Source organism: Streptomyces sp. NPDC058663 (assembly GCF_042716745.1).
Classification (GTDB): domain Bacteria; phylum Actinomycetota; class Actinomycetes; order Streptomycetales; family Streptomycetaceae; genus Streptomyces.
This window is the reverse complement of record NZ_JBHXRV010000012.1, coordinates 62,320-87,782: the sequence shown is the minus strand read 5'-3', so window position 1 is coordinate 87,782 and position 25,463 is coordinate 62,320. Positions and strand designations below refer to the sequence as shown.

22 protein-coding genes are annotated in these 25,463 nt (G+C 70.7%); 16 read left to right on the top strand and 6 right to left on the bottom strand.

The genetic code is table 11. The annotated features are described in order from the left end of the window. The first annotated feature begins 427 nt into the window (after positions 1-427). On the top strand, positions 428-1,264 hold the full coding sequence (locus ACFWVV_RS11585; RefSeq protein WP_384346593.1) for an SDR family NAD(P)-dependent oxidoreductase: 837 nt from the start codon (positions 428-430) through the stop codon (positions 1,262-1,264). Between the two features lie 485 nt (positions 1,265-1,749). On the opposite strand, the gene ACFWVV_RS11580 is transcribed toward ACFWVV_RS11585, so the two are convergent. Further along, entirely contained in the window at positions 1,750-2,874 is a 1,125-nt protein-coding gene (locus ACFWVV_RS11580) for a magnesium and cobalt transport protein CorA (RefSeq protein ID WP_384346596.1), read from the bottom strand. 289 nt (positions 2,875-3,163) lie between these two features. Between ACFWVV_RS11580 and ACFWVV_RS11575 the strand changes: the two genes are divergently transcribed. Both ACFWVV_RS11575 and ACFWVV_RS11570 read left to right on the top strand, forming a co-directional pair. Beyond that, positions 3,164-4,330 (top strand): winged helix DNA-binding domain-containing protein, encoded by a 1,167-nt coding sequence (locus ACFWVV_RS11575; RefSeq protein WP_384346599.1) that lies wholly within the window; start codon positions 3,164-3,166, stop codon positions 4,328-4,330. A 203-nt stretch (positions 4,331-4,533) separates the two neighbouring features. Then, positions 4,534-6,354, top strand: coding sequence for an AMP-binding protein (locus ACFWVV_RS11570; protein ID WP_384346602.1), 1,821 nt, complete (start codon positions 4,534-4,536; stop codon positions 6,352-6,354). Between the two features lie 265 nt (positions 6,355-6,619). On the opposite strand, the gene ACFWVV_RS11565 is transcribed toward ACFWVV_RS11570, so the two are convergent. Next, a complete protein-coding gene (locus ACFWVV_RS11565; RefSeq protein ID WP_384346605.1) occupies positions 6,620-7,387 on the bottom strand; it encodes a MarR family transcriptional regulator in 768 nt (255 codons plus the stop codon). A gap of 185 nt (positions 7,388-7,572) precedes the next feature. Between ACFWVV_RS11565 and ACFWVV_RS11560 the strand changes: the two genes are divergently transcribed. Together ACFWVV_RS11560 and ACFWVV_RS11555 are read left to right on the top strand one after the other, a co-directional pair. Beyond that, positions 7,573-8,763, top strand: coding sequence for a cytochrome P450 (locus ACFWVV_RS11560; protein WP_384346608.1), 1,191 nt, complete (start codon positions 7,573-7,575; stop codon positions 8,761-8,763). A gap of 68 nt (positions 8,764-8,831) precedes the next feature. After that, complete coding sequence (locus ACFWVV_RS11555) at positions 8,832-9,404, top strand: dihydrofolate reductase family protein (protein WP_384346813.1); 573 nt, start codon at positions 8,832-8,834, stop codon at positions 9,402-9,404. Positions 9,405-9,473: 69 nt separating this feature from the next. On the opposite strand, the gene ACFWVV_RS11550 is transcribed toward ACFWVV_RS11555, so the two are convergent. Further along, on the bottom strand, positions 9,474-10,571 hold the full coding sequence (locus tag ACFWVV_RS11550) for a hypothetical protein (RefSeq protein WP_384346610.1): 1,098 nt from the start codon (positions 10,569-10,571) through the stop codon (positions 9,474-9,476). Positions 10,572-10,970: 399 nt separating this feature from the next. On the opposite strand from ACFWVV_RS11550, the gene gcl reads away from it, so the two are divergent. The 5 genes from gcl to ACFWVV_RS11525 all read left to right on the top strand — a co-directional run bounded on the left by gcl (position 10,971) and on the right by ACFWVV_RS11525 (position 17,185). Then, on the top strand, positions 10,971-12,755 hold the full coding sequence (gene gcl, locus ACFWVV_RS11545; RefSeq protein ID WP_384346613.1) for a glyoxylate carboligase: 1,785 nt from the start codon (positions 10,971-10,973) through the stop codon (positions 12,753-12,755). A gap of 241 nt (positions 12,756-12,996) precedes the next feature. After that, the gene (locus ACFWVV_RS11540) at positions 12,997-13,998 is read left to right on the top strand and encodes an alpha/beta hydrolase (RefSeq protein ID WP_384346616.1); all 1,002 of its coding nucleotides are present in this window, start codon (positions 12,997-12,999) and stop codon (positions 13,996-13,998) included. Then, on the top strand, positions 13,991-15,214 hold the full coding sequence (locus ACFWVV_RS11535; RefSeq protein ID WP_384346619.1) for an acyltransferase: 1,224 nt from the start codon (positions 13,991-13,993) through the stop codon (positions 15,212-15,214). The genes ACFWVV_RS11540 and ACFWVV_RS11535 overlap by 8 nt, the downstream gene beginning before the upstream one ends. 10 nt (positions 15,215-15,224) lie before the next feature. Next, positions 15,225-16,520, top strand: coding sequence for a sensor histidine kinase (locus tag ACFWVV_RS11530; RefSeq protein WP_384346622.1), 1,296 nt, complete (start codon positions 15,225-15,227; stop codon positions 16,518-16,520). Next, positions 16,517-17,185, top strand: coding sequence for a response regulator (locus ACFWVV_RS11525; RefSeq protein ID WP_384346625.1), 669 nt, complete (start codon positions 16,517-16,519; stop codon positions 17,183-17,185). Before ACFWVV_RS11530 ends, ACFWVV_RS11525 begins: the two co-directional genes overlap by 4 nt. 413 nt (positions 17,186-17,598) lie before the next feature. Here ACFWVV_RS11525 and ACFWVV_RS11520 read toward each other — a convergent pair whose 3' ends face one another. From ACFWVV_RS11520 to ACFWVV_RS11510, 3 genes are all read right to left on the bottom strand, one after another. Then, entirely contained in the window at positions 17,599-19,059 is a 1,461-nt protein-coding gene (locus ACFWVV_RS11520; protein ID WP_384346628.1) for a catalase, read from the bottom strand. A 271-nt stretch (positions 19,060-19,330) separates the two neighbouring features. Then, positions 19,331-20,221 (bottom strand): 2-hydroxy-3-oxopropionate reductase, encoded by an 891-nt coding sequence (locus ACFWVV_RS11515; RefSeq protein ID WP_384346631.1) that lies wholly within the window; start codon positions 20,219-20,221, stop codon positions 19,331-19,333. A 34-nt stretch (positions 20,222-20,255) separates the two neighbouring features. After that, the gene (locus ACFWVV_RS11510; RefSeq protein ID WP_384346634.1) at positions 20,256-21,095 is read right to left on the bottom strand and encodes a TIM barrel protein; all 840 of its coding nucleotides are present in this window, start codon (positions 21,093-21,095) and stop codon (positions 20,256-20,258) included. Between the two features lie 125 nt (positions 21,096-21,220). On the opposite strand from ACFWVV_RS11510, the gene ACFWVV_RS11505 reads away from it, so the two are divergent. The 6 genes from ACFWVV_RS11505 (at position 21,221) to ACFWVV_RS11480 (ending at position 25,462) form a co-directional block, all read left to right on the top strand. Continuing rightward, positions 21,221-21,526 (top strand): hypothetical protein, encoded by a 306-nt coding sequence (locus ACFWVV_RS11505; protein WP_384346637.1) that lies wholly within the window; start codon positions 21,221-21,223, stop codon positions 21,524-21,526. Continuing rightward, on the top strand, positions 21,523-21,900 hold the full coding sequence (locus ACFWVV_RS11500; RefSeq protein ID WP_384346640.1) for a helix-turn-helix domain-containing protein: 378 nt from the start codon (positions 21,523-21,525) through the stop codon (positions 21,898-21,900). The genes ACFWVV_RS11505 and ACFWVV_RS11500 overlap by 4 nt, the downstream gene beginning before the upstream one ends. A 188-nt stretch (positions 21,901-22,088) precedes the next feature. Continuing rightward, positions 22,089-22,604, top strand: coding sequence for a 2-oxo-4-hydroxy-4-carboxy-5-ureidoimidazoline decarboxylase (gene uraD / locus ACFWVV_RS11495; RefSeq protein WP_384346643.1), 516 nt, complete (start codon positions 22,089-22,091; stop codon positions 22,602-22,604). Continuing rightward, a complete protein-coding gene (gene uraH, locus ACFWVV_RS11490) occupies positions 22,604-23,017 on the top strand; it encodes a hydroxyisourate hydrolase (RefSeq protein ID WP_384346646.1) in 414 nt (137 codons plus the stop codon). Before uraD ends, uraH begins: the two co-directional genes overlap by 1 nt. A gap of 5 nt (positions 23,018-23,022) precedes the next feature. Beyond that, positions 23,023-23,946 carry a factor-independent urate hydroxylase gene (gene pucL, locus ACFWVV_RS11485; RefSeq protein ID WP_384346649.1) on the top strand — a complete coding sequence of 308 codons (924 nt, stop codon included), beginning with the start codon at positions 23,023-23,025 and terminating at the stop codon, positions 23,944-23,946. A 73-nt stretch (positions 23,947-24,019) separates the two neighbouring features. Continuing rightward, positions 24,020-25,462, top strand: coding sequence for a nucleobase:cation symporter-2 family protein (locus ACFWVV_RS11480; protein ID WP_384346651.1), 1,443 nt, complete (start codon positions 24,020-24,022; stop codon positions 25,460-25,462). Position 25,463 lies beyond the last annotated feature (1 nt).

Here is a 25,463-nt window from a genome sequence, read left to right as displayed (position 1 = left end):
GGTGAAGCACAGGCTCGAGCAGTTCGCAGCCGTCAGCCCGATCGGGAGCAGATCGCAGACGATCTCGGTGGGATCATCCCCGCGCACACGGGGATAGACCGATTACCGCCTCCAGCATCTGGCCGTCGGAGGCTGCTCCCCGCGCACGCGAGGATGGATTCGTCACGGACTCCCTCCGGTATCGCCAGCCCCTGCCGTCCAGGAACGTAGGGCGCGCCCCTGAGCGACCAGGCCGACGAGGGTGCGTGCGAGAAGGCGATCGGTGCCACCGTCTTGAACGGAAGGTGATCGACGGCCGCCGAGGCCATTCCTGCCATGGGCCGTTGGGGACCGGCACCCCCGCTCGTTCGCGGCGACACCCGACAAGCGTCCGGAAGATGGGCCCGCCTACGATGGACGGCTCACGTGATCATGACTGGAGGGCCTCATGTCGGGGATCGACCGCCGAGTTGTCGTTGTCACCGGGGGCGGGACGGGTATCGGGGCGGCCACCGCCCGGTTGCTGCGGGCCGCCGGGCACCACGTGGTTGTCTCGGGGCGGCGGGCCGAACCGCTGGAGCGCGTTGCCGGAGAGACCGGCGCCCTGGCCCACCCGGCCGACGTCGGTGACCCCGACGCGGTCCAGGGGCTGGTGGATGCCGCCATGGCCGCGTACGGCCGACTGGACGGGCTGGTGCTCAACGCGGGCATCGGTCGCGGTGGCGGAGTGGGGGAGCTGTCCGTGGAGGACTGGGACACCGTGATGCGTACGAACGTCACGGGCCCCTTCCTCCTCCTCCGCGCAGCCCTGCCGCACCTGCTGGAGACGCGGGGTTCGGTTGTCGCCGTCGCCTCGGTGTCCGCGCTCCGCAACGGCGTGGGCAACGCCGCGTACGCCACCTCCAAGGCCGCCCTGCTCCAGTTGTGCCGCTCCCTGGCCGTGGACTACGGCGGGCGCGGGCTGCGGGCCAACACGGTGTGCCCGAGCTGGGTGCGGACCGACATGGCCGACCGTCGGATGGCACGGTTCGCCGACGAAGTGGGCCTGGGAGCCGGGGACTCCGCCGCGGATCGCGTCGACGCGGCCTACGAGGAGGCGACCCGGCTCAGCCCGGCAGGCCGCCCGGGCGAGCCGCGCGAGGTGGCGGAAGCCATCACCTGGCTGCTCTCCCCGGCCGCCTCGCTGGTCAACGGGGCGGTACTGACGGTGGACGGCGGAGTGACGGCCGTCGACCCGGGCACTGTCGCCTTCGACTTCCGCGTCGAGCCACGTGACGGCCGGTGAGGCAGGGCCAAGACGCCACGGCGTGCGGGTGCGGCGTGCGGTGGGAATCGGCCGCGGGCGAGTGGTCGGATCTGCCGCTCGACCATTTGGGCCCCCGCGCCGAGACCTTTGGGCGTGGGGGCGGAATGGTTCGGCGACGAGGACGTTGCCGGGATGATCAGCGCCCAGGCGCCGCCGGACTGTGACCTCGGTGACGAGCAGGTGCGTCACCTCCTCTGTGAGTTTACGGCTCTTCTGTCAGGTGGTTTTGACATCCTGCCGGCGAGGCTGCGCGAGGTGCGACGGGGGGTCGGCCTGGCGTCCATTCCCACCAAGAGCACAGGTCGTCCGGGAGCGGAGCCGTGTGAGAGGTGCCGAGAGTTCAGGAGGGGGAGCGACGGCCCCTCCTCGGTGCGGCGCAGCCTCCCCAGATCTCCCCGGGGCCACGACACGGCCCTCCAGATCGATCGCAGACGCGCGGCCGACCGGCGTTCCGGGGGCACTCGTTACAACCAGTCCCGCCGCTTGAAGATGAAGTACAGGCTCGCACACACTGCTGCCATCAGCAGGATCGCGAAGGGGTATCCGTAGACCCAGTGCAGTTCCGGCATGTGGTCGAAGTTCATGCCGTAGATCGTTCCCACGAGTGTGGGGGCGAAGAGGATGGCTGCCCAACTTGAGATCTTCTTGATCTCCTCGTTCTGCTCAAAGCCCGCCACTGCCAGCGCCCGCATTTCCGCGTTCTGCTGCTGCGTGACGAGGGTCGTGTTGACGGTGAGGATGTCGGTGAGGGCCTGGCGGAAGCCGTCGACGCGTTCGCTGGTGTGGGTGACGTGGTCGGCGACGTCGCGCAGGTAGCGCTGGAGTTCCTCGTCCGTGCGGTACTTGGTGAAGCCCGCCATCAGGCCGTTCAGCATGCCGATCAGGGGGCGGGTGGCGCGCTGGAACTCGACCACCTCGCGGGAGAGTTCGTAGATGCGCCGCGACACCTCGGGGTCGCCGCGGAACACCTCCGTCTCGATCTCGTCGATGTCGGTCTGGACACCGGAGACGACCGGGGCGTACCCGTCGACCACCGCGTCCAGGATGGCGTACAGCACCGCCTCGGGGCCCAGGGCCAGCAGTTCCGGGGCCTGCTCCATCCGGTGCCTTACGGCGGACAGGTCGGGAGCGGCACCGTGCCGGACCGTGATCACGAAGTCGCGGCCGACGAAGACGTGCAGTTCGCCGAAGTCGACCTCCTCCGCGGCGTCCAGGTAACGGGCCGCGCGCAGCACCACGAACAGGGTCTCGCCGTAGCGCTCCAGCTTCGGCCGCTGATGGGCTTCGAGGGCGTCCTCGATGGCGAGCGGGTGCAGATCGAACTCATCGGCCAGGGAGAGGAGTTCGGGCTCGGTCGGACGGTGCAGGCCGATCCAGGCCATGCCGTCCGGGTGCTCACGGAGCTGGCGGAAGGTCTGGGCGAGGGTGCTGGGGGTGGAGACGCGCAGTCCGTCGCGGTAGACGGCGGCGTTGACCACACTCTCGTGGGCGTGCGGCTCGGGCCGGTGGCGGGTGGGCGGTACGGGCGGCGGGGGAGGGGCATGCGTGAGCGCAGGCTGCCTGCGCCACGAGCGCTTCTTCGCTGCCATCGGTGCGACCCGCTCTCCTCCGTCGGACTACGAAGCAGGATATACGGGGTAAAGGGGACCGGCACGGTAGGAGGGCGACGCGATCCCGCGTGCCGTGCGCCGCCGCTGGCGGGGAGTGGCAGGGGGCTGGGGTACGGCACGCCGTGCGGTGCCCGTCGCGGGCCGTGCGGTACTGCGGTCCGGCGTGCCGTGCGGTGCCCGTTGCCGCGTGAGAGGCACCGTCGTCCGGTCTGCCGTGCCTTTCCCCTTGGGAGCCAACGCCGCCCGCGACGGGCAGTAGCGTGCGGGCATGACGACGCGTCCCAGGTCCCACCCCGCCGGCACCCCCGTCCTCACCCGCCGCGCCCTCAACCGCGCCACCCTCGCCCGCCAGCTCCTCCTCACCCGTACGGCCATGCCCGCAAAGGACGCCGTCCACCACCTCGTCGGCCTCCAGGCGCAGAACACCAAGCCGCCTTACCAGGCCCTCGCCGCCCGCCTCGAAGGGTTCGTGCCGCAGGAGCTGTCGGCGCTGATGGCCTCCCGAGAGGTCGCCCGTATCGTCTCCATGCGCTCCACCCTGCACACCCTCACCGCCGACGACTGCCTCACCCTGCGCCCGCTGGTCCAGCCCGTCATCGACCGTGAGCTGCGCCTCTTCCTCAAGCGGCTGCCCGGCGTCGACGTGGCCGAGCTCGCGCCGTTGGCCAGGGAACTCGTCGAGGAGCGGCCCCTGAGCCTCAAGGAACTCCGCGAGGGGCTGTTGGAGCGGTGGCCGGACAGCGACCCGCAGGGGCTGGCGACGCTCGCCCGCTGCGCCCTCCCCCTGCTGCAGACCACTCCGCGCGGGCTCTGGGGCGAGAGCGGCCAGGTCACTCTGACCACGTCCCGCAAGTGGTTCGGCCGGCCGGAGCCCGAGCTCTCCCCGTCCGCCACGGAGGAGCTCCTCGACGCGACCGTGCTGCGCTACCTCGGCGCGTTCGGCCCCGCCTCGGTCAAGGACATGCAGGCCTGGTGCGGGCTGACCCGGCTGCGTACCGCCTTCGAAAGGGTCCGCTCCCGGCTCCTCGTGTTCCGCGACGAGCACGGCACCGAACTCTTCGACCTCCCCGACGCGCCCCGCCCGGACGAGGGCACCCCGGCCCCCGTCCGGCTCCTCCCCGAATTCGACAACCTGCTGCTCTCGCACGCGGACCGCACTCGCGTCGCACCGCCCGAATACGCCTCCCGTACCTGGTACGTCAACGTCAACTACGGCACCCTCCTGGTGGACGGCACGGTCGCCGGGATCTGGCGGCCGGAGGAAGCGCCCAAGGACGGCACCGCACGCATCACCGTCGAACTCTTCGGCAAGGCCGACGCCGCGCTGCGCACGGAGATCGCCGAGGAGGCGGCGCACCTGCTGGCCGTGCTGAACCCCGGAGCCGTCCACGACGTACGGTTCGCCGCGTTCTACGGCACCAGGGCCGGCGGGTAGCCGAGGGCCCCCGAGCGGCACGCCCCCAGAGGGATCAGGCCCCCGAATGGCACGGCCCCCGAGTAACCAGGCGCCCGGCGATCGGCTCCTCGGTGGTCGCGCGCCCGCGCCGTCGGACAGCCGCCGGTTCCCGTACGGGGGTGGCGGCAGACGGCCCCCTTGAAACAGGATGCACACGCACAGGGTCGGTACGAGGAGGACAGATGACGGCAACGCACTCGGGAGCGGGATCGGGATCCGGCGCGGGCCCGGACGGAAGCGCCGGCGCGGGATCCGGCGGGGGTGTCGGCGGGGCGTCCGGCGCGGGGGCCGGCGAGCGTGATCGCGAGGCCGGGGGCGGGCTGTCGGGAGTGGCCGCCTTCCGGGCCGCCCGCGACTTCCTGCTGGCGCACCGCGAGGACTACCAGGCCGCGTACGACGGTTTCCGCTGGCCGCGTCCGGCCCACTTCAACTGGGCGCTCGACTGGTTCGACAGCATCGCCGAGGGCAACACCCGTACCGCCCTGCACATCGTCGAGGAGGACGGCCGCGAGACCGTCCTGAGCTACGCCGAGGTCTCCGAGCGCTCCTCGCGGACCGCCAACTGGCTTCGCGCACACGGGGTTTCGTCCGGTGACCGGATCGTGGTCATGCTCGGCAACCAGCAGGAGCTCTGGCTTACCGCGCTCGCCGCGATGAAGCTGCGCGCCGTCGTCATCCCGGCCACCCCGCTGCTGGGCCCCGCCGACCTGCGCGACCGCGTCGAGCGCGGCGGCGCCCGGCACGTCGTCGTCCGGGACGAGGACACCACCAAGTTCGACGAGGTACCGGGCGACTACACCCGTATCGCGGTACGGGGCTTCGGCGCGGCCGAGGTCCCGGCCGGCTGGCTCGACTTCGAGGAGACGCGCACGGCACCCAGCGCCTTCGTCCCGGACGGCCAGACCCCGGCCACCGACCCGCTGATGCTGTACTTCACCTCCGGTACCACCGCCCGCCCCAAGCTCGTCGAGCACAGCCACATCTCCTACCCCGTCGGCCACTTGGCCACGATGTACTGGATCGGCCTGCGGCCCGGCGACGTCCACCTGAACATCTCCTCGCCGGGCTGGGCCAAGCACGCCTGGTCCAATCTCTTCGCCCCGTGGAACGCCGAAGCCACCGTCTTCCTGCTGAACTACAGCCGCTTCGACGCCGACCGGCTGATGTCCGAGATGGACCGGGCCCGCGTCACCTCGTTCTGCGCCCCGCCCACCGTGTGGCGCATGCTCATCCAGGCCGATCTGTCCCGCCTCGCGCACCCGCCGCGCGAGGCCCTCGGCGCGGGCGAGCCGCTGAACCCCGAGGTCATCGAGACCGTCCGCCGCGAGTGGGGCGTCACCATCCGCGACGGCTTCGGCCAGACCGAGACCTGCGTCCAGGTCGCCAACACCCCCGGCCAGCCGCTCAAGCCGGGCTCGATGGGCCGCCCCAGCCCGGGTTACGTCGTCGAACTCCTCGACCCGGTCACCGGAAGGCCTGGCGCCACGGAGGGGGAGATCTGTCTCGACCTCGCCGCCCGCCCCGTCGGCCTGATGACCGGCTATCACGGCGACCCGGAGCGCACCGCCGAGGCGATGGCCGACGGCTACTACCGCACGGGCGACATCGGTTCGCGCGACGAGGACGGCCACCTGACCTACGTGGGCCGCCGCGACGACGTGTTCAAGGCCTCCGACTACAAGATCTCGCCCTTCGAGCTGGAGAGTGCTCTGCTCGAACACGAGGCGGTGGCCGAGGCCGCCGTGGTGCCCGCACCGGACCCGCTGCGGCTCGCCGTACCGAAGGCGTACGTGGTGCTCGCGGACGGGTGGGAACCGGGCGCGGAGGCGGCGAAGGCGATCTTCGCGCACTCCCGTGCGGTCCTCGCCCCGTACAAGCGGGTCAAGCGGATCGAGTTCGCCGAGCTGCCCAAGACCATCTCGGGCAAGATCCGCCGCATCGAACTGCGCGAGCGGACCGCACGGGGGTCGGCGGGGGAGTACGCGGAGGAGGACTTCAAGTGAGCGGCGGCCGGGATGGAAGACGCGTGCGTGGGCGGCCGTGACGGAAGACGCGTGAGGGGACGGCCGTGACGGAAGACGCGTGAGGGGACGGCCGTGACGGAAGACGCGTGAGGGAGACGTGCGCGGGAGCCGTGTGCGGGCGGTCGTGACGGGAGGCGTGCGCAGGCAGCCGTGACGGAAGCCGTGCGCGGGCTGCCGTTCTGACGGCAGCCCCGTGCGGGCGGGGTTTGCCCGTGCCCGGAGCCGGTGTCGTCGCACGTGCCGCTCAGGACAGCAGGTGGCACCAGTGGCGGGCCGATTCCATCATGTCCGTGGCGACGCGGTCCAGGAACGTCCCGCCACGGGTCAGCCGTTGTCCCACCGGGGTCCCGGGGCCGAGCCTGTCCGCCGCCGCCAGCGCGGCGTGGGTCATCTCCAGCGTCCGCTGCGCACTGACCGCGATCGAGTGGTACCAGCCCTCGTCGTCGAGCACGTAGATGTCGCAACGCCGCAGCGGATCGCGCTCGCGTCGGATGTAGCCGTGCTGGAGCAGGTAGTTGACGGACACGGAGACGGAGGCCGGGCTGACCTTCAGCCTGCGGACCAGTTCCGCCGCCGTACGCCTCCCGTCCTCGGCCAGCAGCAGGTCCACGTGCACGCGTGCCGTCATCCTCGGCAGCCCCGACCCGACCACCAGCTCGATGATCTCCTCGTACACCGCGTCGTTCATCGCGCCGTCCGTGGTGTCGCCCGAGGCGGTGCCCGGGAGGCCCGTGCCGCCCGGGCCGCGAGGATCGTGCGGACCGTTCGGCGGCACTGTGGACGTGCGCGGCCCGCGTGCGGGCGACGGAGCGCCGCGCCGTGACCGCTGAGCCGTCGCCGCCTGCGCCTCCCGCGGCCGGTAGTCACGGGGGCCGCCGTTGCGTCCGACCTCTCGGCTGACCGTCGACGTCGGCCGGCCGAGCCGTCTGGCGATCTCGGCGTAGGTGAGCCGGTCGGCGAGACCGGCCGCGATGCGTTGGCGTTCCCGTGGGGTGAGACGTCCTCCTGGCATGCCGGCCAGTATTGCCTTCAAGGGCATTCATTGCAACGCATCATTGCATTCGAGAGCAGCGTCGTTGCATCAATATTGGGCGCTTCACCTGCAGGAATACCTTTCCGATGATTGACCGTCATTCGATGTGCAGCGTAGCTTTCAGGGAGAGTCGAACACGTCATATCGCGAGATGAGGAATGGTCATGGGTGAATCCCCGTACACCGTCACGGCGATGCCGACGGAGCGCAGGCCCGGCTGCCCCTTCGACCCGCCGGCCGAACTGTCCGAGGCCCGCGCGCACGGACCCGTCAGCCGCTTCACCCACCCCGGCGGCATTCCCGGCTGGCTGATCACCGGGTACGACCTGGTGAGGTCGGTGCTCGCCGACCCGCGCTTCAGCTCGCGCAAGGAGCTGCTGAACGTGGTCGACTTCGAGGTTCCGCCGGCGCCGCCCGGCGAATTCCTCCTCATGGACGACCCCGAGCACGCCCGCTACCGGAAGCCGCTGGTGGGCAAGTTCACCGTGCGGCGGATGCGTCTGCTCACCGAACGCGTCGAGCAGATCACCGCCGAGTGCCTGGATGCCATGGCGAAGGCGGGGCCGTCGGCCGACCTGGTGACCGCCTTCGCCAAGCCCATCCCGACCATCGTCATCTGTGAGCTGCTGGGAGTGCCGTACGAGGACCGAGGTTCCTTCCAGGAGCAGATCGACACCTTCATGGGCGGCGAGTCGAGCGACGAGGAGCTGATCGCGGCCTACACCGCGACCCAGGTCTACCTCGCCGAACTGGTGGCGGCCAAGCGCGCACACCCCACCGACGACGTACTCAGCGAGCTCACCGACAGCGACCTGTCCGACGAGGAACTGAAGGGGATGAGTCTGATTCTGCTCGCGGCCGGACTCGACACCACCGCCAACATGCTGGCGCTGGGCACCTTCGCACTGCTACGCAATCCGGAGCAACTGGCCGCGCTGCGCGCCGCACCCGACCTCGCCGACCAGGCCGTGGAGGAGCTGCTGCGCTATCTGACCGTCGCCAAGACGTCCATGCGGACGGCGCTGGAGGACGTCGAGGTAGGCGGTCAGCTGATCGAGGCGGGCACGACCGTCGTCCTCTCGTACCACACCGCCGATCACGACCCCGAGCGCTTCACCGACCCCCACGTGCTGGACCTGCGCCGGCAGGAGGGCGGGCACCTGGCCTTCGGCCACGGCATCCACCAGTGCCTGGGCCAGCAGCTGGCCAGGGTGGAGATGCGAGTCGCGTTCCCCGCGCTGTTCCGGCGCTTTCCGACGCTGCGTCTCGCCGTACCGGCCGAGGAGGTGGTGCTGCGCCCGGAGACGGCGGACATCTTCGGGGTGAAGAGTCTCCCGGTCACCTGGGACGTATGACCGATGATTTTCCGCAGGAGCGGCAGTCTATGAAGCAGAACATCACACGAGACACCGAGGACGTCCCGATGCGCACACTGATCAGCACCGCCTTCATCTCGCTCGACGGCGTCGTCGAAGCCCCGGGCGGCGAGCCCGGCTACCGGAACTCCGGCTGGACCTTCAAGGACGTCGAGTTCCTGTCCGAGGCCTTCGAAATCAAGGGGCGGGAGCAGCAGGAGGCCACCGCGATGCTGTTCGGCCGGACCAGCTACGAGGCGTTCAGCCCGGTGTGGCCCGACATGGCGGAGTTCGCCGAGTACAAGGCGATGCCCAAGTACATCGTCTCGACCACCCTCGCCGAGGACGACCTGGTGACGAACTGGGGGCAGAACACGATCCTGCGTTCGCTCGACGAGGTCGCCGCACTGAAGGAGACCGAGGGCGGCCCGATCATCATGCACGGCAGCGCGGCCCTCAACCGGTCGCTGTCGGACGCCGGGCTGATCGACCGGTACCACCTGCTCGTCTTCCCACTGCTGCTCGGTGCGGGCAAGCGGCTCTTCAGCACCACGGACAAGGACACCCAGAAGCTGAAGCTCGTGGAGCACGAGGCCTACGCCAACGGCCTGCAGAAGAACGTCTTTGACGTGGTCCGCTGACCAGCTCAGTCAGATGCGCGCCCGGCCGGGGGCCGCACCCGACCGCCCGTACGTACGGGCGGTCGCCGGCTACCCGCCCGTGCCCGTGCTGCTGCCCAGCAGTGCGTCGGCCGCGCGGGTGGCCGGTTTCGGGGTGCCGGTGAGGTCCAGTACGAACAGCGGGACGCCCAGTTCCTCGGCGCGGGCGCGGGCGGCGGGTTCGTAACCCGTGAGGGAGAAGAAGACCGGGACCGCCGACGCGTTGAGCCCGTGCAGCCACAGGCACTCCACGTCGCGCAGGGTGGAAGGACTGGTGCCCGGGTCGACCTGCGCGACCAGGCCGGGGGCCCGCAGGTCGATGCCGGACGCCGGGTGCTCGGGGGACTGCAGGATGCCCCGGAAGCCGAGCCACTTGAGGTAGAGCGCGGCCGCGGTGACGGCGTCCCTGGCGGTGCGGATGGTGAGGGGGCGGAAGGGCGGGCGGGGGGCGGGCCCGCCGGCGGGGTACTGCGGGGGGCCGTGCGGGGGAGTGCTGGGTGCCGCGGGGCCTTCCGGCCGGGTGCCCGGCCCGTCCGCGCCCTGGGACCGGGTGCCCGGCACATCCGCGTCCTGCGGCCGGGTGCCCGGCCCGTCCGCTCCTCGGGGGCGAGTGCCCGGCCCGTCCGCGTCCTGTGGCTGGGTGCCCGGCGCCTCGGCCCCTGCCGGGCGAGCGTCCGACGTGGCCGGGCCCTGTGGCCGGGTGCCTCGCGCGGCAGAACCTTGCGGGGGTAAGCCGCCCGCGGGGCTGCCGTACGGACGGGTGCCCTCCGCGCGCGGTTCCTGTGTCCGGCCGGGCGGCGGTCCCGTACGCACCTGCGGGGTGTCCGGCACCTCCGGGGGCTCCGTGCCGGGGTGGCGGGCGGAATCCCCGGCCGGGGGCACCGTCGGCACCGGGCGGACCGGGATGCGCAGCACCGCGCCGCAGCCGCAGCCCAGCTCCGGCTGCGGCCACTGGTCCTGACGCCCGCAGGACGGGCAGCGAACCGTCACCCAGGAGTCCGTCCAGGTCCGGTGCGTGATCGGCTGCGGCGGGGCGCCGCGCAGCAGCGGCGGGGCCAGCGGTGCACCGCACGGGCAGGGGAAGACCGACGGGACGAACGCGTGATCTCGGCGGCAGGCGGGGCACCGCACCGGCACGCTGTTTCCCATGGGGGGACCTCCCAGGCGGATCCGGGCAGTGACAGTTACTCGCGGTACGGGTTCGGTGCGACGTGCGACGTGCGACGTGCGCGTGCCACGTGCGGCACGCAGAGCACGGCACCCCGCACACACAGTGCACAGCACAGCGCACACGGGGCGGGACGTGCGGTGACCGCCCGATGCGCTGCGTGGTCCATGGTCACACCAACTGTGAAGACTTTGCAGGCACTTCCGTTCTTTTCTGTCGCCCGCGATGTACGCGCTTTCCCGGGCCGGCCGGTGGGCGCCCGTCGCGCGATCCGTGGACACCTCTCTTGACGGGACCGCCTTCACCTCCTTATGTTGCTTCCACATAGCAGAACAGTACTTCCGCATTACGGAAAACCGGCCTGAAGCAGGAGTGACCCGATGCCCCGTATGACCGCTGCGCTCGCAGCAGTTGAGATCCTCAAGCGCGAAGGCGTGAGCCACGCGTTCGGCGTGCCCGGCGCGGCGATCAACCCCTTCTACAAGGCCCTCCAGGCCGGTGGCGGGATCAAGCACACGCTTGCCCGCCACGTCGAGGGCGCCTCTCACATGGCCGAGGGCTACACCCGCAGCAACGCCGGCAACATCGGCGTCTGCATCGGTACGTCCGGCCCCGCCGGCACCGACATGATCACCGGGCTCTACTCGGCCATCGCCGACTCGATCCCGATCCTCTGCATCACGGGCCAGGCGCCGGTCGCCAAGCTCCACAAGGAGGACTTCCAGGCCGTCGACATCGCGTCGATCGCCAAGCCGGTCACCAAGAAGGCCACCACCGTCCTGGAGGCCGCGCAGGTTCCGGGCGTCTTCCAGGAGGCCTTCCACCTGATGCGCTCCGGCCGTCCCGGACCGGTCCTCATCGACCTGCCGATCGACGTGCAGCTCACCGAGATCGAGTTCGACCCCGACACGTACCAGCCGCTGCCGGTCTACAAGCCGACCGCGAGCCGCGCCCAGGTCGAGAAGGCGATCTCCCTCCTGCTGGAGTCCGAGCGCCCGCTGATCGTCGCCGGCGGCGGCATCATCAACGCCGACGCCACCGACCTCCTGGTCGAGTTCGCCGAGCTGACCGGCACCCCGGTCATCCCGACGCTGATGGGCTGGGGCATCCTCGCGGACGACCACGAGCTGAACGCCGGCATGGTCGGCCTCCAGACCTCGCACCGCTACGGCAACGCGAACTTCCTGGAGTCCGACTTCGTCCTGGGCATCGGCAACCGGTGGGCCAACCGCCACACCGGCGACCTCGCCGTCTACACCAAGGGCCGCAAGTTCGTCCACGTCGACATCGAGCCCACCCAGCTCGGCAAGATCTTCGCGCCGGACTACGGCATCGCCTCCGACGCCAAGGCCGCCCTGGAGCTCTTCGTCGAGGTGGCGAAGGAGCTCAAGGCGGCCGGCAAGCTGCCCGACCGCAGCGCCTGGGCCGCCTCCACCCAGGAGCGCAAGGCCCAGCTCCAGCGCCGCACGCACTTCGACAACGTGCCGATCAAGCCGCAGCGCGTGTACGAGGAGATGAACAAGGCCTTCGGCCCGGAGACCCGGTACGTCACCACCATCGGCCTCTCCCAGATCGCCGGCGCGCAGATGCTGCACGTCTACAAGCCGCGCCACTGGATCAACTGCGGCCAGGCGGGCCCGCTCGGCTGGACCATCCCGGCCGCGCTCGGCGTCGCCACCGCCGACCCCGAGGGCCAGGTCGTCGCCCTCTCCGGCGACTACGACTTCCAGTTCATGCTGGAGGAGCTGGCCGTGGGCGCCCAGCACAACATCCCCTATGTCCACGTCCTGGTGAACAACTCCTACCTGGGCCTCATCCGCCAGGCCCAGCGCAACCTGGACATCAACTTCCAGGTCAACCTGGAGTTCGAGAACATCAACTCCCCGGAGCTGGGCGTCTACGGCGTCGACCACGTCAAGGTCGTCGAGGGCCTGGGCTGCAAGGCCATCCGGGTCACCGAGCCCGACCAGCTGCTGCCCGCCTTCGAGGAGGCCAAGAAGCTGGCCGCCGAGTTCCGGGTGCCGGTCGTCGTCGAGGCGATCCTGGAGCGCATCACCAACATCTCGATGAGCGGCGCGGGCATCGACGCCGTCAACGAGTGGGAGGACATCGTGACCGAGCCCGGCCACGCGCCGACCGCGATCCGCCCGTTCGCGGCCAAGTAACCGCACGCAGCACCGCGAAGGGCCGGTCACCGCAGCACGCGGCGGCCGGCCCTCCCGGCGTGCCCGGCCACTGCCGCCGCATCCGGGCCCCTCCGTATGCCCAGCCCCCTGGCGTACCCCTCGTCATACCTGAGAGGTACGCGGCAGGTGCACTCCCGCGCGGGACGCGGACGACGTCCGGTGATCCATAACTTCGGTACCGGCAACACACGTTGCCCGTACGGAAGGACCAGCCGACACCATGACGCCCCGCCCCGGCACCCCCGCCCGCGCTCGAGCCCCGCGCACCTCCCGCCGGGGGCGGCTGCGCCGTACGCTGCTCGCCGCCCTGGTCGCCGGGTCGGTGGCCGTACCCGTGGTGGGCGCGGCAGGGGCGACGGAGGTGCCCGCCCCCGACCCCCGGGTGCTTGCCCCGCTGCACCGCGCGACGCCGGACGAGCTGGCCGGACGGTACGCCGCCCGGCGCGCCGACATCCACGCCGCCGCCCGCACCGCAGAGGCGCACGGAGCCCACAAGCGGGCCGCCGCTCTGCGCCGACTCGGCACGTACGAGCGGACGTTCCTCTCCTTCGACGGGCGCGACGGCGGGCGCACCGCCGAAGTCTTCGGCGACCTCGCACGGGCCGAACGGGTCGCCGTCCTGGTCCCCGGCGCCGACACCTCCGTGGACCACTACGACCGGCTGCGCCGCAGCGCCCAGGCGCTCCTGGACGAGCTGGGGGAGCGGGGCGCGGTCGTCGCCTGGGCCGGCTACCGCACTCCGGCCACCGTCAGCACGGACGCCGTGACCCCCGACCGGGCGGACACGGCGGCAGAGGAACTCAGCACCTTCGGCGCTCAGCTGGCGGGGATACGCCCCTCCGCCCGCGCCACCTACCTGTGCCACTCCTACGGCAGCGTCGTCTGCGCCCGCGCCGCCCGCGCCCTCCCCGCCGACCACCTCGTCCTGTACGGCAGCCCCGGAACCGGCGTACCCAGCGCCGCGGCGCTCGGCACCCGCGCCACCGTGTGGGCGGGCCGCGGCAGCGCCGACTGGATCGCCGACGTACCGCACGTCTCCCTCGAACTCCCGCTGCTCACCATCGGTTTCGGTGAGGACCCGATGAACCCGGCCTACGGGGCACGGCGCTTCGACGCGGGCGACAGCGACCACAGCGGCTACCTGAAACCGGGATCCGTCTCCCTGCGGAACATCGCCCGCATCGTCGACGGCTCCGCCGCCACCGGGGGCGGTCGTGCGTGACCCCCGCAGGGCCGTGCGCGCCCTGACCCGCCGTATCGACGCCGCCACCCCGCCGCGACGCGACCGCGGCATCGACGCCCTGCGCGCACTCGCCATCCTCGGTGTGGTCCTCGGCCACTGGCTGGTCACCGCTCTCGTCATCGACACCGGCACCGTCCACGGCACGAGCCCCCTGCACGAAATGCCCCAACTCGCTCCGGTGTCCTGGCTGTTGCAGACCCTTGCCGTCTTCTTCATGGTCGGCGGACATGTCGGCGCCCAGGGGTACGCCGCCGCGCGGGCCCGGGGCGACAGCTACCGGGACTGGCTGACGGCCAGGATGCTGAGGCTGTTGCGGCCGGTCGCCGCCGTCCTGCTCGTATGGGCCCTCGTCACCGCGGTTATGCTCATCGGCGGGGTCGCCTTCGACACCCTGAACACCCTCCTCAAGCTCGTGCTCTCCCCCCTCTGGTTCCTGCTGGTCTTCGCCGCGCTGACCGCCGCCACACCCCTGGTCGCCGGACTGCATCCGCTGTGGCCGCTGGCCGTCGTCCTGCACGTGGACCTGCTCCGCTTCGGCCTCGGCGGGCCCGACGGCCTCGGCTGGATCAACCTCGGCGCGGGCTGGCTCGTGCCGTACTGCCTGGGCGCCCTGTGGGCGGGCGGCGGACTGCAGACCCGGAAACTGCGCACCACCGGTCTGATCCTGCTGGCCGGCGGCGCGGCGGCCACGGCCGCGCTCGTCGCCTTCGCGGGCTACCCCGCCTCGATGGTCGGCGTCCCCGGCGCGGCTCTCTCCAACCTCAACCCGCCCACCCTCGCCGCCGTCACCTTCGGCGTCGCCCAGTGCGGGGCGGCCCTGCTCCTCCTCGGCCCGCTGCGCCGCGCCCTGCGGCGGCCCCTCGCCTGGGCCGCGGTCGCCCTGGTCAACCTCTCCGCGATGACCGTCTTCCTCTGGCACCAGACCGCGATGATGGCCGTCACCGCCCTCGGCCTCTTCGCAGGCCGCCCGCTGCCCGGACTGCACACCCCGCCCACCGACGCGTTCTGGGTACTCGCCAGGCTGGGCTGGCTGCCGGTCTTCGGGTGCGCGCTGCTGGTGTGCTGGACGGCGTTCCGGGCGTACGAGCAGGGAAGCGCCCGCACGCGGCCGGCGTCCGGCCGCCCCCGTCCGGCGGGCGGCCTGATCGTCCAGCAGGGACCTCCCGCCCGGGAGCCGGTGGACCGTCGTGCATAGGGTGACGTTCATGGGGGGAGCGAAGGCCGTGCGCCGGACGAAACAGCTGGTGGTGGCGGGAGCACGGCAGGTCCGCGAGGACCTGCTGACGCTGCGCGCCGACCCGATGCCAGGGATGCGGGACGGCTGGCCGCCCCTGCTGCCGCACGTCCTGGTGATGGCTTTCGCGGTGGCGATGCACTTCAGCACCTTCCTGAACCTCAAGGCCGACTTCCAGCTGGACGGCAGCGTCGCCACGGTGATCGCCGCCGTCCTGGCCGCGGCTCTGGCGGGGACGCTGAACCGGCCCGCGCTGTGCTGGTGGCTCATCACGGCCACCACGGTCGTCGGCGCACTGGTGGCGGGCGGCCCCGCTCGGGACGGCGCGCTCGCGCCGTGGACCGGCTCCGGCCTGATGGTGCACGCCACGGCGCTCTTCCTGCTGGCGCTGCGGGTCCGGGTGTGCTCCCTGGCGGTCGCGGTGGGGGTGGCGCTGGTGGCTGCCCTCGCGGTGCCGACACCGGCGGCCGGGCTCGACAGTCTCCCCCTGACGGTCCTCGGCGTCGCCGCGCTCGCCGGCGCCGCCCAGCGCCGCGCCAGGCTCGCCCGCAGCCGTCTCGTCGAGCAGGAGGGCCTGACCGCCGAGGAACGCGCCCGGCGCACCCTCCTCGAAGAGCGCAGCAGGATCGCCCGCGAACTGCACGACGTCGTCGCCCACCACATGTCGGTGATCTCCATCCAGGCCCAGGTCGCCCCGCACCTGGCCGAGAACCCCTCGCCCGAACTCCGCGAGAACCTGGCCGGTATCCGGCAGAACGCCGTCGAAGCACTCACCGAACTCCGCCGCGTACTGGGCGTGCTGCGGGAGGGCGACGCCTCCACCGGCTCCGGGGGGCAGGCCCCGCAGCCCACCCTCGAGAGGCTCGGCGACCTCCTTGCCAACGTCCGCGCCACCGGCCTGAGCGTCGAGGCGCAGACCACCGGCACGGCCGGCCGGCTCGCCCCGGGGGTCGAGCTCTCCGCGTACCGCATCGTGCAGGAAGCCCTGAGCAACGCCATGCGGCACGCCCCCGGCAGCTGCGTGCGCGTCACCGTCTCCCACCACCCCACCGCCCTCGCCCTGCGGGTGGTCAACACCGCCCCCGCCCGGCCCGTGGCCCCCTCGCCCGGGGCCGGGCACGGCCTGCTGGGCATGCGGGAGCGTGCCGCCATGCTCGGCGGTGAACTGACCGCAGGGCCGCTGTGCGACGGCGGTTACGAGGTGCTCGCCACCCTGCCCTTGACCGACCGCGTCTCCACCGACCCCCACGGGAGTGTCCGCACATGACGATCAGGGTGATGATCGCCGACGACCAGATGATGGTCCGCCAGGGCTTCACCGTCCTGCTCGACGCCGAACCCGACATGGAGGTCGTCGGGCAGGCGGTGAACGGGCGCGACGCCGTCGACAAGGCGGCGCAGCTGGACCCGGACGTCGTCCTGATGGACATCCGGATGCCCGAGCTGGGCGGCATCGACGCCACCCGCATCCTCATGGAACAGCCCGGCGCGCGCCTGAAGGTGCTCGTCCTGACGACCTTCGACCTCGACGAGTACGTGTACGAGGCGCTGCGGGCGGGCGCCTCCGGATTCCTCCTCAAGGACGCCTCCGCCGACGAACTGGCCCAAGCGGTAAGGGTGGTGGCGGCCGGGGACGCGCTGCTCGCCCCCAACCTCACCAAGCGGCTGATCGCCGAGTTCTCCCGGGTGAGCGGCACGGTGCGGCAACCGGTGCAGGGCCGGGTCAGGGACCTCACCGAACGGGAGACGGAAGTCCTGGCCCTGGTGGCGCAAGGGCTGTCCAATGCGGAGATAGCGGCGGAACTGCTGGTCGCGGAGCAGACGGTCAAGACGCACGTCAGCCGCATCCTGCAGAAACTCACCCTGCGGGACCGCACCCAGGCAGCGGTCTTCGCCTACGAGTCGGGCCTGGTCCGCCCCTCGGGGTACTGACCGGCCGGAGCCTCGCGGGGCGTGCACACAGGCCCAGGACCTCGCGGGGCATGCGAAAAGGGTGCGGAGCACGGGACCGTCCGTGCTCCGCACCCTTTACGCGTGCCGTAGGGGGAGGTGGATACCGCCCGGCGGCGCAAGCTGGGCGCGACAGGACGCCTCCGCCGCCGGGCGGAGACTGAAGGGGGAGACGAATGAGGCCGCGGTGGGGCGATGAGCGGTCGAAAGCCACTCCGCTCAGGTCACGGAGCAGCACCCGGCCGCCTTCACCACCGCACTGGCTCGCCGCCACCGCGGGCCTCGTTCGTGTCCGTACCGCCGGCCACCCCTCAATCGGGCCGTCGGTACGGACAGCGGCTGGGACCTGACCTCCCGTCAAATCCCGGCCGCGGTCTGGAAATCTGTGCCTCGGCCTACTTGTCGTCGCGCAGTTCGCGGACGGCCTCTTCGACGCGCTTGCCGTACTCCGGGTCCGCGGCGTGGAAGTGGGCGAGGTTCTTCTCGATCACGTCGTCGCGGGTGACCTGGGACAGGCCGCCGGCGATGTTGGCGATCAGGCGGGCCTGCTCGTCGGACGACATCAGGCGGTAGAGCTCACCGGCCTGGAAGAAGTGGTCGTCCTTGACGTGCTGGGTGGTGGTGTAGGTACCGGTCCAGCCGGTCAGCTCGGCCGGGGCGCCCAGCGGGGCGTCCGTCTGCGCCGGACCGTCGTACGAGTTGGGCTCGTAGTTCTTGTCGTGGCGCGAGCCGTAGCGGGTGGCGTAGGAGCCGTCGCGGCCGTAGTTGTCCGCGGGCGCGTTCTTCGGCGCGTTCACCGGCAGCTGGGTGTGGTTGACGCCCAGGCGGTAGCGGTGCGCGTCCGCGTAGGCGAACATGCGGCCCTGGAGCATCTTGTCCGGCGAGGCGGTGATGCCCGGGACGAAGTTGTTCGGGGAGAACGCGGCCTGCTCGACCTCGGCGAAGACGTTGTCCGGGTTGCGGTCCAGCACCAGCCGGCCCACCCGCTGCAGCGGGTAGTCCGCGTGCGGCCACACCTTCGTCACGTCGAACGGGTTGAAGCGGTAGTCCGCCGCCTCGGCCGCCGGCATGATCTGCACGTACAGGGTCCAGGACGGGTTCACCCCGCGCTCGATGGCCTGGAGCAGGTCCGTCTGGTGCGAGTTGGCGTCCTTGCCGACGATCTCCGCGGCCTGGTCGGACGAGAGCGAGCGGATGCCCTGGTTCGTCTTGAAGTGGTACTTGACGAAGAAGGCCTCGCCCAGGGCGTTCGTCCACTGGTAGGTGTGCGAGCCGTAGCCGTTCATGTGACGGTACGAGGCGGGGATGCCGCGGTCGCCCATCAGCCAGGTGATCTGGTGCGTCGCCTCGGGGGAGTGCGCCCAGAAGTCCCAGACGTTGTCCGGCTCCTGCTTGCCCGTGAAGGGGTCGCGCTTCTGCGAGTGGATGAAGTCGGGGAACTTGACCGGGTCCTTGATGAAGAACACCGGGGTGTTGTTGCCGACGAGGTCGTAGTTGCCCTCTTCGGTGTAGAACTTCAGCGCGAAACCGCGCGGGTCGCGGACCGCGTCCGCGCCGCCGAGGTTGTCCGCGACGGTGGAGAAGCGGATGAACGTCTCGGTGCGCTTGCCGACCTCGTTCAGGAAGTTCGCACGGGTGAAGCCGGTGACGTCGTCGGTGACCTCGAAGTAGCCGTACGCGCCGGAACCGCGGGCGTGGACGACGCGCTCCGGGATGCGCTCACGGTTGAACCGGGCGAGCTTCTCCAGCAGGTGCTGGTCCTGGAGGAGGAGCGGGCCACCGGCACCGGCGGAGGCGGAATTCTGGTTGTCGGCGACCGGGGCGCCTGACTCGGTCGTGAGCACACGCTTCAACATGGTGACCTTGGGACCTTCCTGCGGGATCTGCTGGCGGCGTGAGGAGCGTAAGTACGCGGAGAACGTGACGTCAACAGTTTGTTGAATTTAAGAGTGGAGCGGGGTGGCGCAAGAGTGGGACCCGGGCCGCGGCGGCGCCTGGGCGCGACAGGACAGGTGTCAGCGCCGCCGCAGCCCGGAGAATGAGGGCGGCTTCGTTGAAGAAGCCGCAGGTCAGGGCCTACGCCCCGACAGGTGTTGGACCTGCTCGCCGGACCGGCCCCGACGGGTGTCAGACCTGCTGGCCGGACAGCCGCTCGACCGCGCGGAGCAGCGCCGAGTGGTCCAGGCCGCCGTCGCCCTGGGCGCGCAGCGAGGCGACCAGCTGGGCGACGACCGCGCCGACGGGGAGCGCCGCACCGACATTGCGGGCGGCGTCGGTGACGATGCCCATGTCCTTGTGGTGCAGGTCGATCCGGAAGCCGGGCGCGAAGTCGCGCTTGAGGAAGTTGTCCTTCTTGCGGGTCAGGACGGTCGAGCCGGCCAGACCGCCGTTGAGGACGTCCAGGGCCGCGGCGAGGTCCACGCCGGACTTCTCCAGGAAGACCACGGCCTCGGCGCACGCCTGGATGTTGACCGCGACGATCAGCTGGTTGGCGGCCTTCACCGTCTGGCCCGAGCCGTGCGGCCCGCACAGCACGATGGTCTTGCCGAGGGCCTCGAGGACCGGCTTGGCGGAGTCGAAGTCCGCCTGCTCGCCGCCGACCATGATGGACAGCACGGCCTCGATCGCGCCGGCCTCGCCGCCGGAGACCGGGGCGTCCAGGACGCGCAGGCCCTTCTCGGCGGCGGCCTTCGCCAGGTCGATGGAGGTCTGCGGGGTGATCGAGGACATGTCGATCAGCAGCGCGCCCCGCTTCGCGTTCTCCAGGATGCCGTCCTCGCCGTAGGCGATGGCCTCCACCTGGGGCGACGCGGGCACCATCGTGACGATGACGTCGGCGTCCTTGACGGCCTCGGCGATCGAGCCCGCGCCCTTGCCGCCGGCGGCGACCAGGCGGTCGATCTTGGCCTGCTCCAGGGTGAACCCGGTGACGTCGTAACCGGCCTTCAGCAGGTTCTCGGACATGGGGGAGCCCATGATGCCGAGGCCGATGAAACCGATCTTGGGAAGCGTGCTCATACGGGTGCCTCTCTCAAAAACCTTGTCAAATACGTCAGTTGGCGGCGCGGAGCGGCTGCGGAAGCCACTCGAACGCGCCCGCGCTCGGGCGGTCGCCCGGCTTGTACTCCAGGCCGACCCAGCCCTGGTAGCCCGCCTTCTTCAGGCGGCCGAGCAGCTCGACGAAGTCGAGGTTCCCGGAGCCCGGCGCGCCGCGGCCCGGGTTGTCGGCGATCTGCACGTGGCCGGTCTTCTCCGCGTACGCGTCGATGACCTCGCCCAGGTCCTCGCCGTTCATCGACAGGTGGTACAGGTCGAGCAGGAACTTGGCGTTGCCCAGTCCCGTCGCCGCGTTCACCTTGTCGACGACCTCGATCGCGGACGGTGCGCTCACCAGCGGGTAGAGCGGTGACTCCGGCTTGTTCAGGGCCTCGACCAGGAGGATCGCCCCGACCCGGTCGGCCGCGCGGGCCGCCAGGACGAGGTTCTCCAGGGCGAGGGTGTCCTGGACCTGCGGGTCGACGCCCTCGATGCGGTTGCCGTAGAGCGCGTTGAGCGCCTTGCAGCCGACCGAGGCGGCGAAGTCGGCCGCCACGTCGATGTTGGCGCGGAAGCGGTCCGACTCGTCGCCGGGGACCGACAGTGCGCCGCGGTCCGGTCCTGGAAGCTGCCCTGCGTAGAAGTTCAGGCCCACCAGCTGGGTGCCGGCGTCGTCGAGCGCCTTCTTCAGGGCGTCGAGCTCGGCCTGGTCGGGGGTGGGGGTCTCGATCCATGGCCACCACAGCTCGACCGCCGTGAAGCCCGCCGCGGCTGCTGCCGCGGGACGCTCCAGGAGCGGGAGTTCCGTGAAGAGGATCGAGAGGTTCACATCGAAGCGCTGGTCCGTGTAGCCCATAAGGCGTTCGGCGCTCCTTCCGTATTGCGGAAGTTATTTTCTGCTTGATGGAAGGTTGCAACTGGAGCTTCGCACTTGTCAAGAGGGGCTGCCGGATTTCGTCTCCCGCCCGCTAGGTTGAGCGCGTGCGATTGAGAGTGGAGTTCACGACCGAGCCCTTCGATCTCGACGAGGCGCCCCCGCATGCGGTAGCCGCCCGCGAGGTGATCCAGGCGGCCGGGCTGGACGCGGTGGACGTGGGCCCCTTCGGCAATACCGCCGAAGGCGGCGCGGACGCGGTGCTCACCGCGGTCGACGCCCTGCTGCGCAAGTCCCTCGCCGCCGGCGCCACCCGGGTTTCGTTGCAGGTCAACGTGATCGGCGAGGCCGCCGACGGCGACGGGAACGGCGAGGCCGCCGGCAGTGACGAGAACGGGGAGGCTGGTACATGACGGAGCCCGGGGACCACCCGCTGGTCACGGCGGTCAAGCCGCTCGTCGACGCCATGGGGGCCGAGCTGATGGAGCCGGGCAGGGCCGGGCGCGACGACGTGGTGCTCGCCTGGGAGGGCGAGGACGTCGTCGCCGTACGGCTGCCCCAGCTCTCCGACTCCCTGGATCACATCCTGGCCGCCCTGGAGCGCGGGCACGGCATGCCGCTCGCCGAGCTGGACCGCAAGTCCAAGCAGTCGGTCGTACGGACCCTGGAGGCGCGCGGCGCCTTCTCGGTGCGGCACGGGGTGGAGACGGTGGCGGGGGCGCTCGGCGTGTCCCGCTTCACCGTCTACAACTACCTGAACAGGGAAAACGCCGCCAAGGGGGACTAGTCGCCCCGCCCGCGGGCCTTCATGCGGGGTGAGGTGACCCCCATTTGATCGATCATTTTGAGCCGCCGCCGTCCCCCCAAGGGGACGGCGGCTTTTGTGTTCGCGAAGTTTCAACAAACTGTTGACGTCCAGTTGTTGAGAGCGTTAGCTATGCGCAGCCCGTCCAGCACAAGGCCACGGAGGCTCCCGTGACTTCGGTCCAGACACCGGGCCTTTCCCGGTTCAACACCCTCCCCGCGAGTGAGGCCCAGGCCGCGCTCCACGAGGTGTGCGCCAGCTCGGCGTGGGGGAGCAGGCTTCTCGCCCAGCGCCCGTACGCCTCCGCGGAAGAGCTGTTCCTCGCCAGTGACGCCGCCCTCGCGGAGCTCACCGCCGAGGACCTCTCCGAAGCAATGGCGGGACACCCGCCGATCGGCCGCCCGAAGCCCGGGGACCCGACCTCCTCCCGCGAACAGCGGGGCATGGCCGGCGCCTCCGAGGAACTCAAGGCCGAGATGCTCGAACTGAACCTGGCCTACCAGGAGAAATTCGGGCATGTCTTCCTGATCTGCGCCACCGGTGCCACCGGGGAGCAGATGCGCGACGCGGTGCGTGAGCGGAGCGGGAACTCGCCCGAGGCGGAGCGGGAGATCGTCCGCACCGAACTGGGCAAGATCAACCGCATCCGGCTGACCCGCTTCGTGGAATCGGAAGAAGAGAACTGATGAGTACTGCCACCACCGCCTCGGTGTCCACGCACATCCTGGACACCAGCGTCGGCCGCCCCGCAGAAGGCGTCGCCATCTCGCTCAGCGCCCGCAGCGGCGCCGCGGCGCAATGGGTCGCACTCGGCGGTTCGCAGACCGACGCGGACGGGCGCTGCAAGGACCTCCCGGCCCTGCCGGAGGGCACGACCCACGTCCGGCTCGACTTCGAGACCGAGACCTACTTTTCGAACAAGCACAGCGTACGCAAGAGCAAGACCGAAGCCGAGGCTCAGCAGGACGCCCCCCGCGCAAGGGACAGCGGCGCGTTCTTCCCGGAAGTGGCGATCACCTTCGCCGTCGTACCGGGCGAACACTTCCACGTACCGCTGCTGCTCAACCCGTTCGGCTACTCCGTATATCGAGGGAGCTAGCACTGATGCCCACCATTCTCGGCCAGAACCAGTACGGCAAAGCAGAGAACCGCGTCGTCAAGATCACGCGGGACGGCGACACCCACCACATCAAGGACCTGAACGTCTCGGTCGCCCTCTCCGGCGACATGGACGACGTGCACTACTCAGGATCGAACGCGAACGTCCTGCCGACGGACACCACCAAGAACACGGTGTACGCCTTCGCCAAGGAGTACGGCATCGAGTCCGCCGAGCAGTTCGGCATCCACCTCGCCCGGCACTTCGTGACCTCGCAGGAGCCCATCGAGCGGGCGCGCATCCGGATCGAGGAGTACTCCTGGGAGCGCATCGCCACCTCGGACAACAACTCCAAGTTCATCGGCTCCGACGAGGTCAACCACTCCTTCGCCCGCAAGGGCCAGGAGCTGCGCACCACCCAGATCACCTTCGACGGGACGAACTGGGAGATCATCTCCGGGCTCAAGGACCTGACGGTGATGAACTCCACCAACTCGGAGTTCTGGGGTTACGTCAAGGACAAGTACACGACGCTCAAGGAGGCGTACGACCGCATCCTGTGCACCGACGTGTCCGCCGCCTGGCGTTACAACTGGACCAGCGACGACCAGCGGATGCCCAACTGGGAGAAGTCGTACGAGCAGGCCAAGAAGCACATCCTCCAGGCGTTCGCCGAGACGTACTCCCTCTCGCTCCAGCAGACGCTGTACCAGATGGGTTCGCGGGTCATCAACAGCCGTAGCGAGGTCGACGAGATCCGCTTCTCGCTGCCCAACAACCACCACTTCCTGGTCGACCTCGAACCGTTCGGGCTGAAGAACGACAACGAGGTCTATTTCGCCGCCGACCGCCCGTACGGCCTCATCGAGGCCACCATCCTCCGGGACGGAGTCGAGCCGCAGATCCCGGTCGACATGACCAACCTCTGACGCGGTCACGTCCGCGCCGCTCTCCTGCCCGCAGCAGGGGGCGGCGCCGGCGGACCGGAGGGAACGAACATCCATGGCACAGCCAGCAAAGGGGCCGGCAGCAGAAGGCCCGTGTTCCACCCGCACGGAGGAGAGCACTCCTGCCGGGAAGCCGGTCGACCTCCTCGACCCCGTGCACCCGGTGGACGAGAAGCTCCCCGCCAAGCGGCTCGTCCCCGCCGCGCTCCAGCACATCGCCGCCATGTACGCGGGCGTCGTCACCCCTCCGCTCATCATCGGACAGGCCTGCGGCCTGGACGCCGCCGGAATGACCCGGCTGATCGCCGCGAGCCTGCTGATCGCCGGACTCGCCACGATCCTGCAGACCATCGGCCTGACGCAGTTCGCCGGGAACCGGCTGCCCTTCGTCAACGCCGCCTCCTCCGCCGGCATCGCGCCGATGCTGGCCATCGCCGAGACCAGCGCGCCCGGACACCAGCTCCCCGCCATCTACGGCGCGGTGATGGTCGCCGGAGTGTTCTGCCTCGCCGTCGGCCCGTTCTTCGGCAGGCTGCTGCGCTTCTTCCCGCCGCTGGTCACCGGCGTCGTGATCACCCTGATCGGCGTCACGCTGATGCCCGTCCCGGTCTCCTGGGCCCAGGGCGGCGACAAGGAAGCCGCCGACTTCGGCGACATGAAATACCTGGCGCTCGCCGCCTTCACCCTGGGCGTCATCCTGCTCATCCAGCGGTTCGGCAAGGGTTTCGTCAAGCAGGTGGCCCTGCTCTTCGGCATGCTGATCGGCACGCTGGCCGCCATCCCCTTCGGCCTGGCCGACTTCAGCGGGCTGAAGGAAGCCCCGATCGCCGCGCTGCCCACGCCCTTCGCCTTCGGCGCCCCCGAGTTCCAGCCCGCCGCGATCCTCTCGCTGTGCATCGTGATGCTGGTCCTGATGACCGAGTCCTCGGCCGGGATGCTCGCCCTCGGCAAGATCTGCGAACGCGACTGCGACGGGCGGACCCTCACCCGGGGCCTGCGCACCGACGGCATCGCCACCCTGGTGGGCCCCGTCTTCGGCGGCTTCCCGACCAGCGCCTTCGCCCAGAACGTCGGCGTGGTCACCCTCACCCGGGTGCGCAGCCGGTACGTCGTCGCCGTCGCGGGCGGCGCCCTGCTCTTCCTCGGCGCCTTCCCCGTCCTCGGCGCGGTTGTCTCGATGGTCCCGATGCCCGTCCTCGGCGGCGCCGGCATCGTCCTCTTCGGCTCGATCGCGGTCAGCGGCATCCGTACCCTCTCCGAGGCCGGACTCGACGACAGCTCGAACATCATCCTCGTGGCGGTGGCGCTCGGCGCGGGCATCACCCCGCTCGCCGCGCCCACCTTCTACGCGGACTTCCCGGCCTGGGCACAGACCGTCCTGGGCTCCGGCATCAGCGCCGGCGCACTGGTCGCGGTCCTGCTCAACCTGTTCTTCCACCATCTCGGCACCCGCGAGCGGCGCACTCCAGCGACGCCCGTGGCACTCAAATCCTCCTAGG

What these genes read in the sequence shown, in the direction of transcription:
- ACFWVV_RS11515 (WP_384346631.1), bottom strand. Translation starts at nt 20,221, where the DNA reads ATGAGCACGCTTCCCAAGATCGGTTTCATCGGCCTCGGCATCATGGGC.
- gcl (WP_384346613.1), top strand. Translation starts at nt 10,971, where the DNA reads ATGCCCCGTATGACCGCTGCGCTCGCAGCAGTTGAGATCCTCAAGCGC.
- uraH (WP_384346646.1), top strand. Translation starts at nt 22,604, where the DNA reads ATGAGTACTGCCACCACCGCCTCGGTGTCCACGCACATCCTGGACACC.
- ACFWVV_RS11500 (WP_384346640.1), top strand. Translation starts at nt 21,523, where the DNA reads ATGACGGAGCCCGGGGACCACCCGCTGGTCACGGCGGTCAAGCCGCTC.
- ACFWVV_RS11555 (WP_384346813.1), top strand. Translation starts at nt 8,832, where the DNA reads ATGCGCACACTGATCAGCACCGCCTTCATCTCGCTCGACGGCGTCGTC.
- ACFWVV_RS11565 (WP_384346605.1), bottom strand. Translation starts at nt 7,387, where the DNA reads ATGCCAGGAGGACGTCTCACCCCACGGGAACGCCAACGCATCGCGGCC.
- ACFWVV_RS11520 (WP_384346628.1), bottom strand. Translation starts at nt 19,059, where the DNA reads ATGTTGAAGCGTGTGCTCACGACCGAGTCAGGCGCCCCGGTCGCCGAC.
- ACFWVV_RS11560 (WP_384346608.1), top strand. Translation starts at nt 7,573, where the DNA reads ATGGGTGAATCCCCGTACACCGTCACGGCGATGCCGACGGAGCGCAGG.
- ACFWVV_RS11550 (WP_384346610.1), bottom strand. Translation starts at nt 10,571, where the DNA reads ATGGGAAACAGCGTGCCGGTGCGGTGCCCCGCCTGCCGCCGAGATCAC.
- ACFWVV_RS11530 (WP_384346622.1), top strand. Translation starts at nt 15,225, where the DNA reads ATGGGGGGAGCGAAGGCCGTGCGCCGGACGAAACAGCTGGTGGTGGCG.
- ACFWVV_RS11580 (WP_384346596.1), bottom strand. Translation starts at nt 2,874, where the DNA reads ATGGCAGCGAAGAAGCGCTCGTGGCGCAGGCAGCCTGCGCTCACGCAT.
- pucL (WP_384346649.1), top strand. Translation starts at nt 23,023, where the DNA reads ATGCCCACCATTCTCGGCCAGAACCAGTACGGCAAAGCAGAGAACCGC.
- ACFWVV_RS11540 (WP_384346616.1), top strand. Translation starts at nt 12,997, where the DNA reads ATGACGCCCCGCCCCGGCACCCCCGCCCGCGCTCGAGCCCCGCGCACC.
- ACFWVV_RS11575 (WP_384346599.1), top strand. Translation starts at nt 3,164, where the DNA reads ATGACGACGCGTCCCAGGTCCCACCCCGCCGGCACCCCCGTCCTCACC.
- ACFWVV_RS11585 (WP_384346593.1), top strand. Translation starts at nt 428, where the DNA reads ATGTCGGGGATCGACCGCCGAGTTGTCGTTGTCACCGGGGGCGGGACG.
- ACFWVV_RS11525 (WP_384346625.1), top strand. Translation starts at nt 16,517, where the DNA reads ATGACGATCAGGGTGATGATCGCCGACGACCAGATGATGGTCCGCCAG.
- ACFWVV_RS11570 (WP_384346602.1), top strand. Translation starts at nt 4,534, where the DNA reads ATGACGGCAACGCACTCGGGAGCGGGATCGGGATCCGGCGCGGGCCCG.
- ACFWVV_RS11480 (WP_384346651.1), top strand. Translation starts at nt 24,020, where the DNA reads ATGGCACAGCCAGCAAAGGGGCCGGCAGCAGAAGGCCCGTGTTCCACC.
- ACFWVV_RS11510 (WP_384346634.1), bottom strand. Translation starts at nt 21,095, where the DNA reads ATGGGCTACACGGACCAGCGCTTCGATGTGAACCTCTCGATCCTCTTC.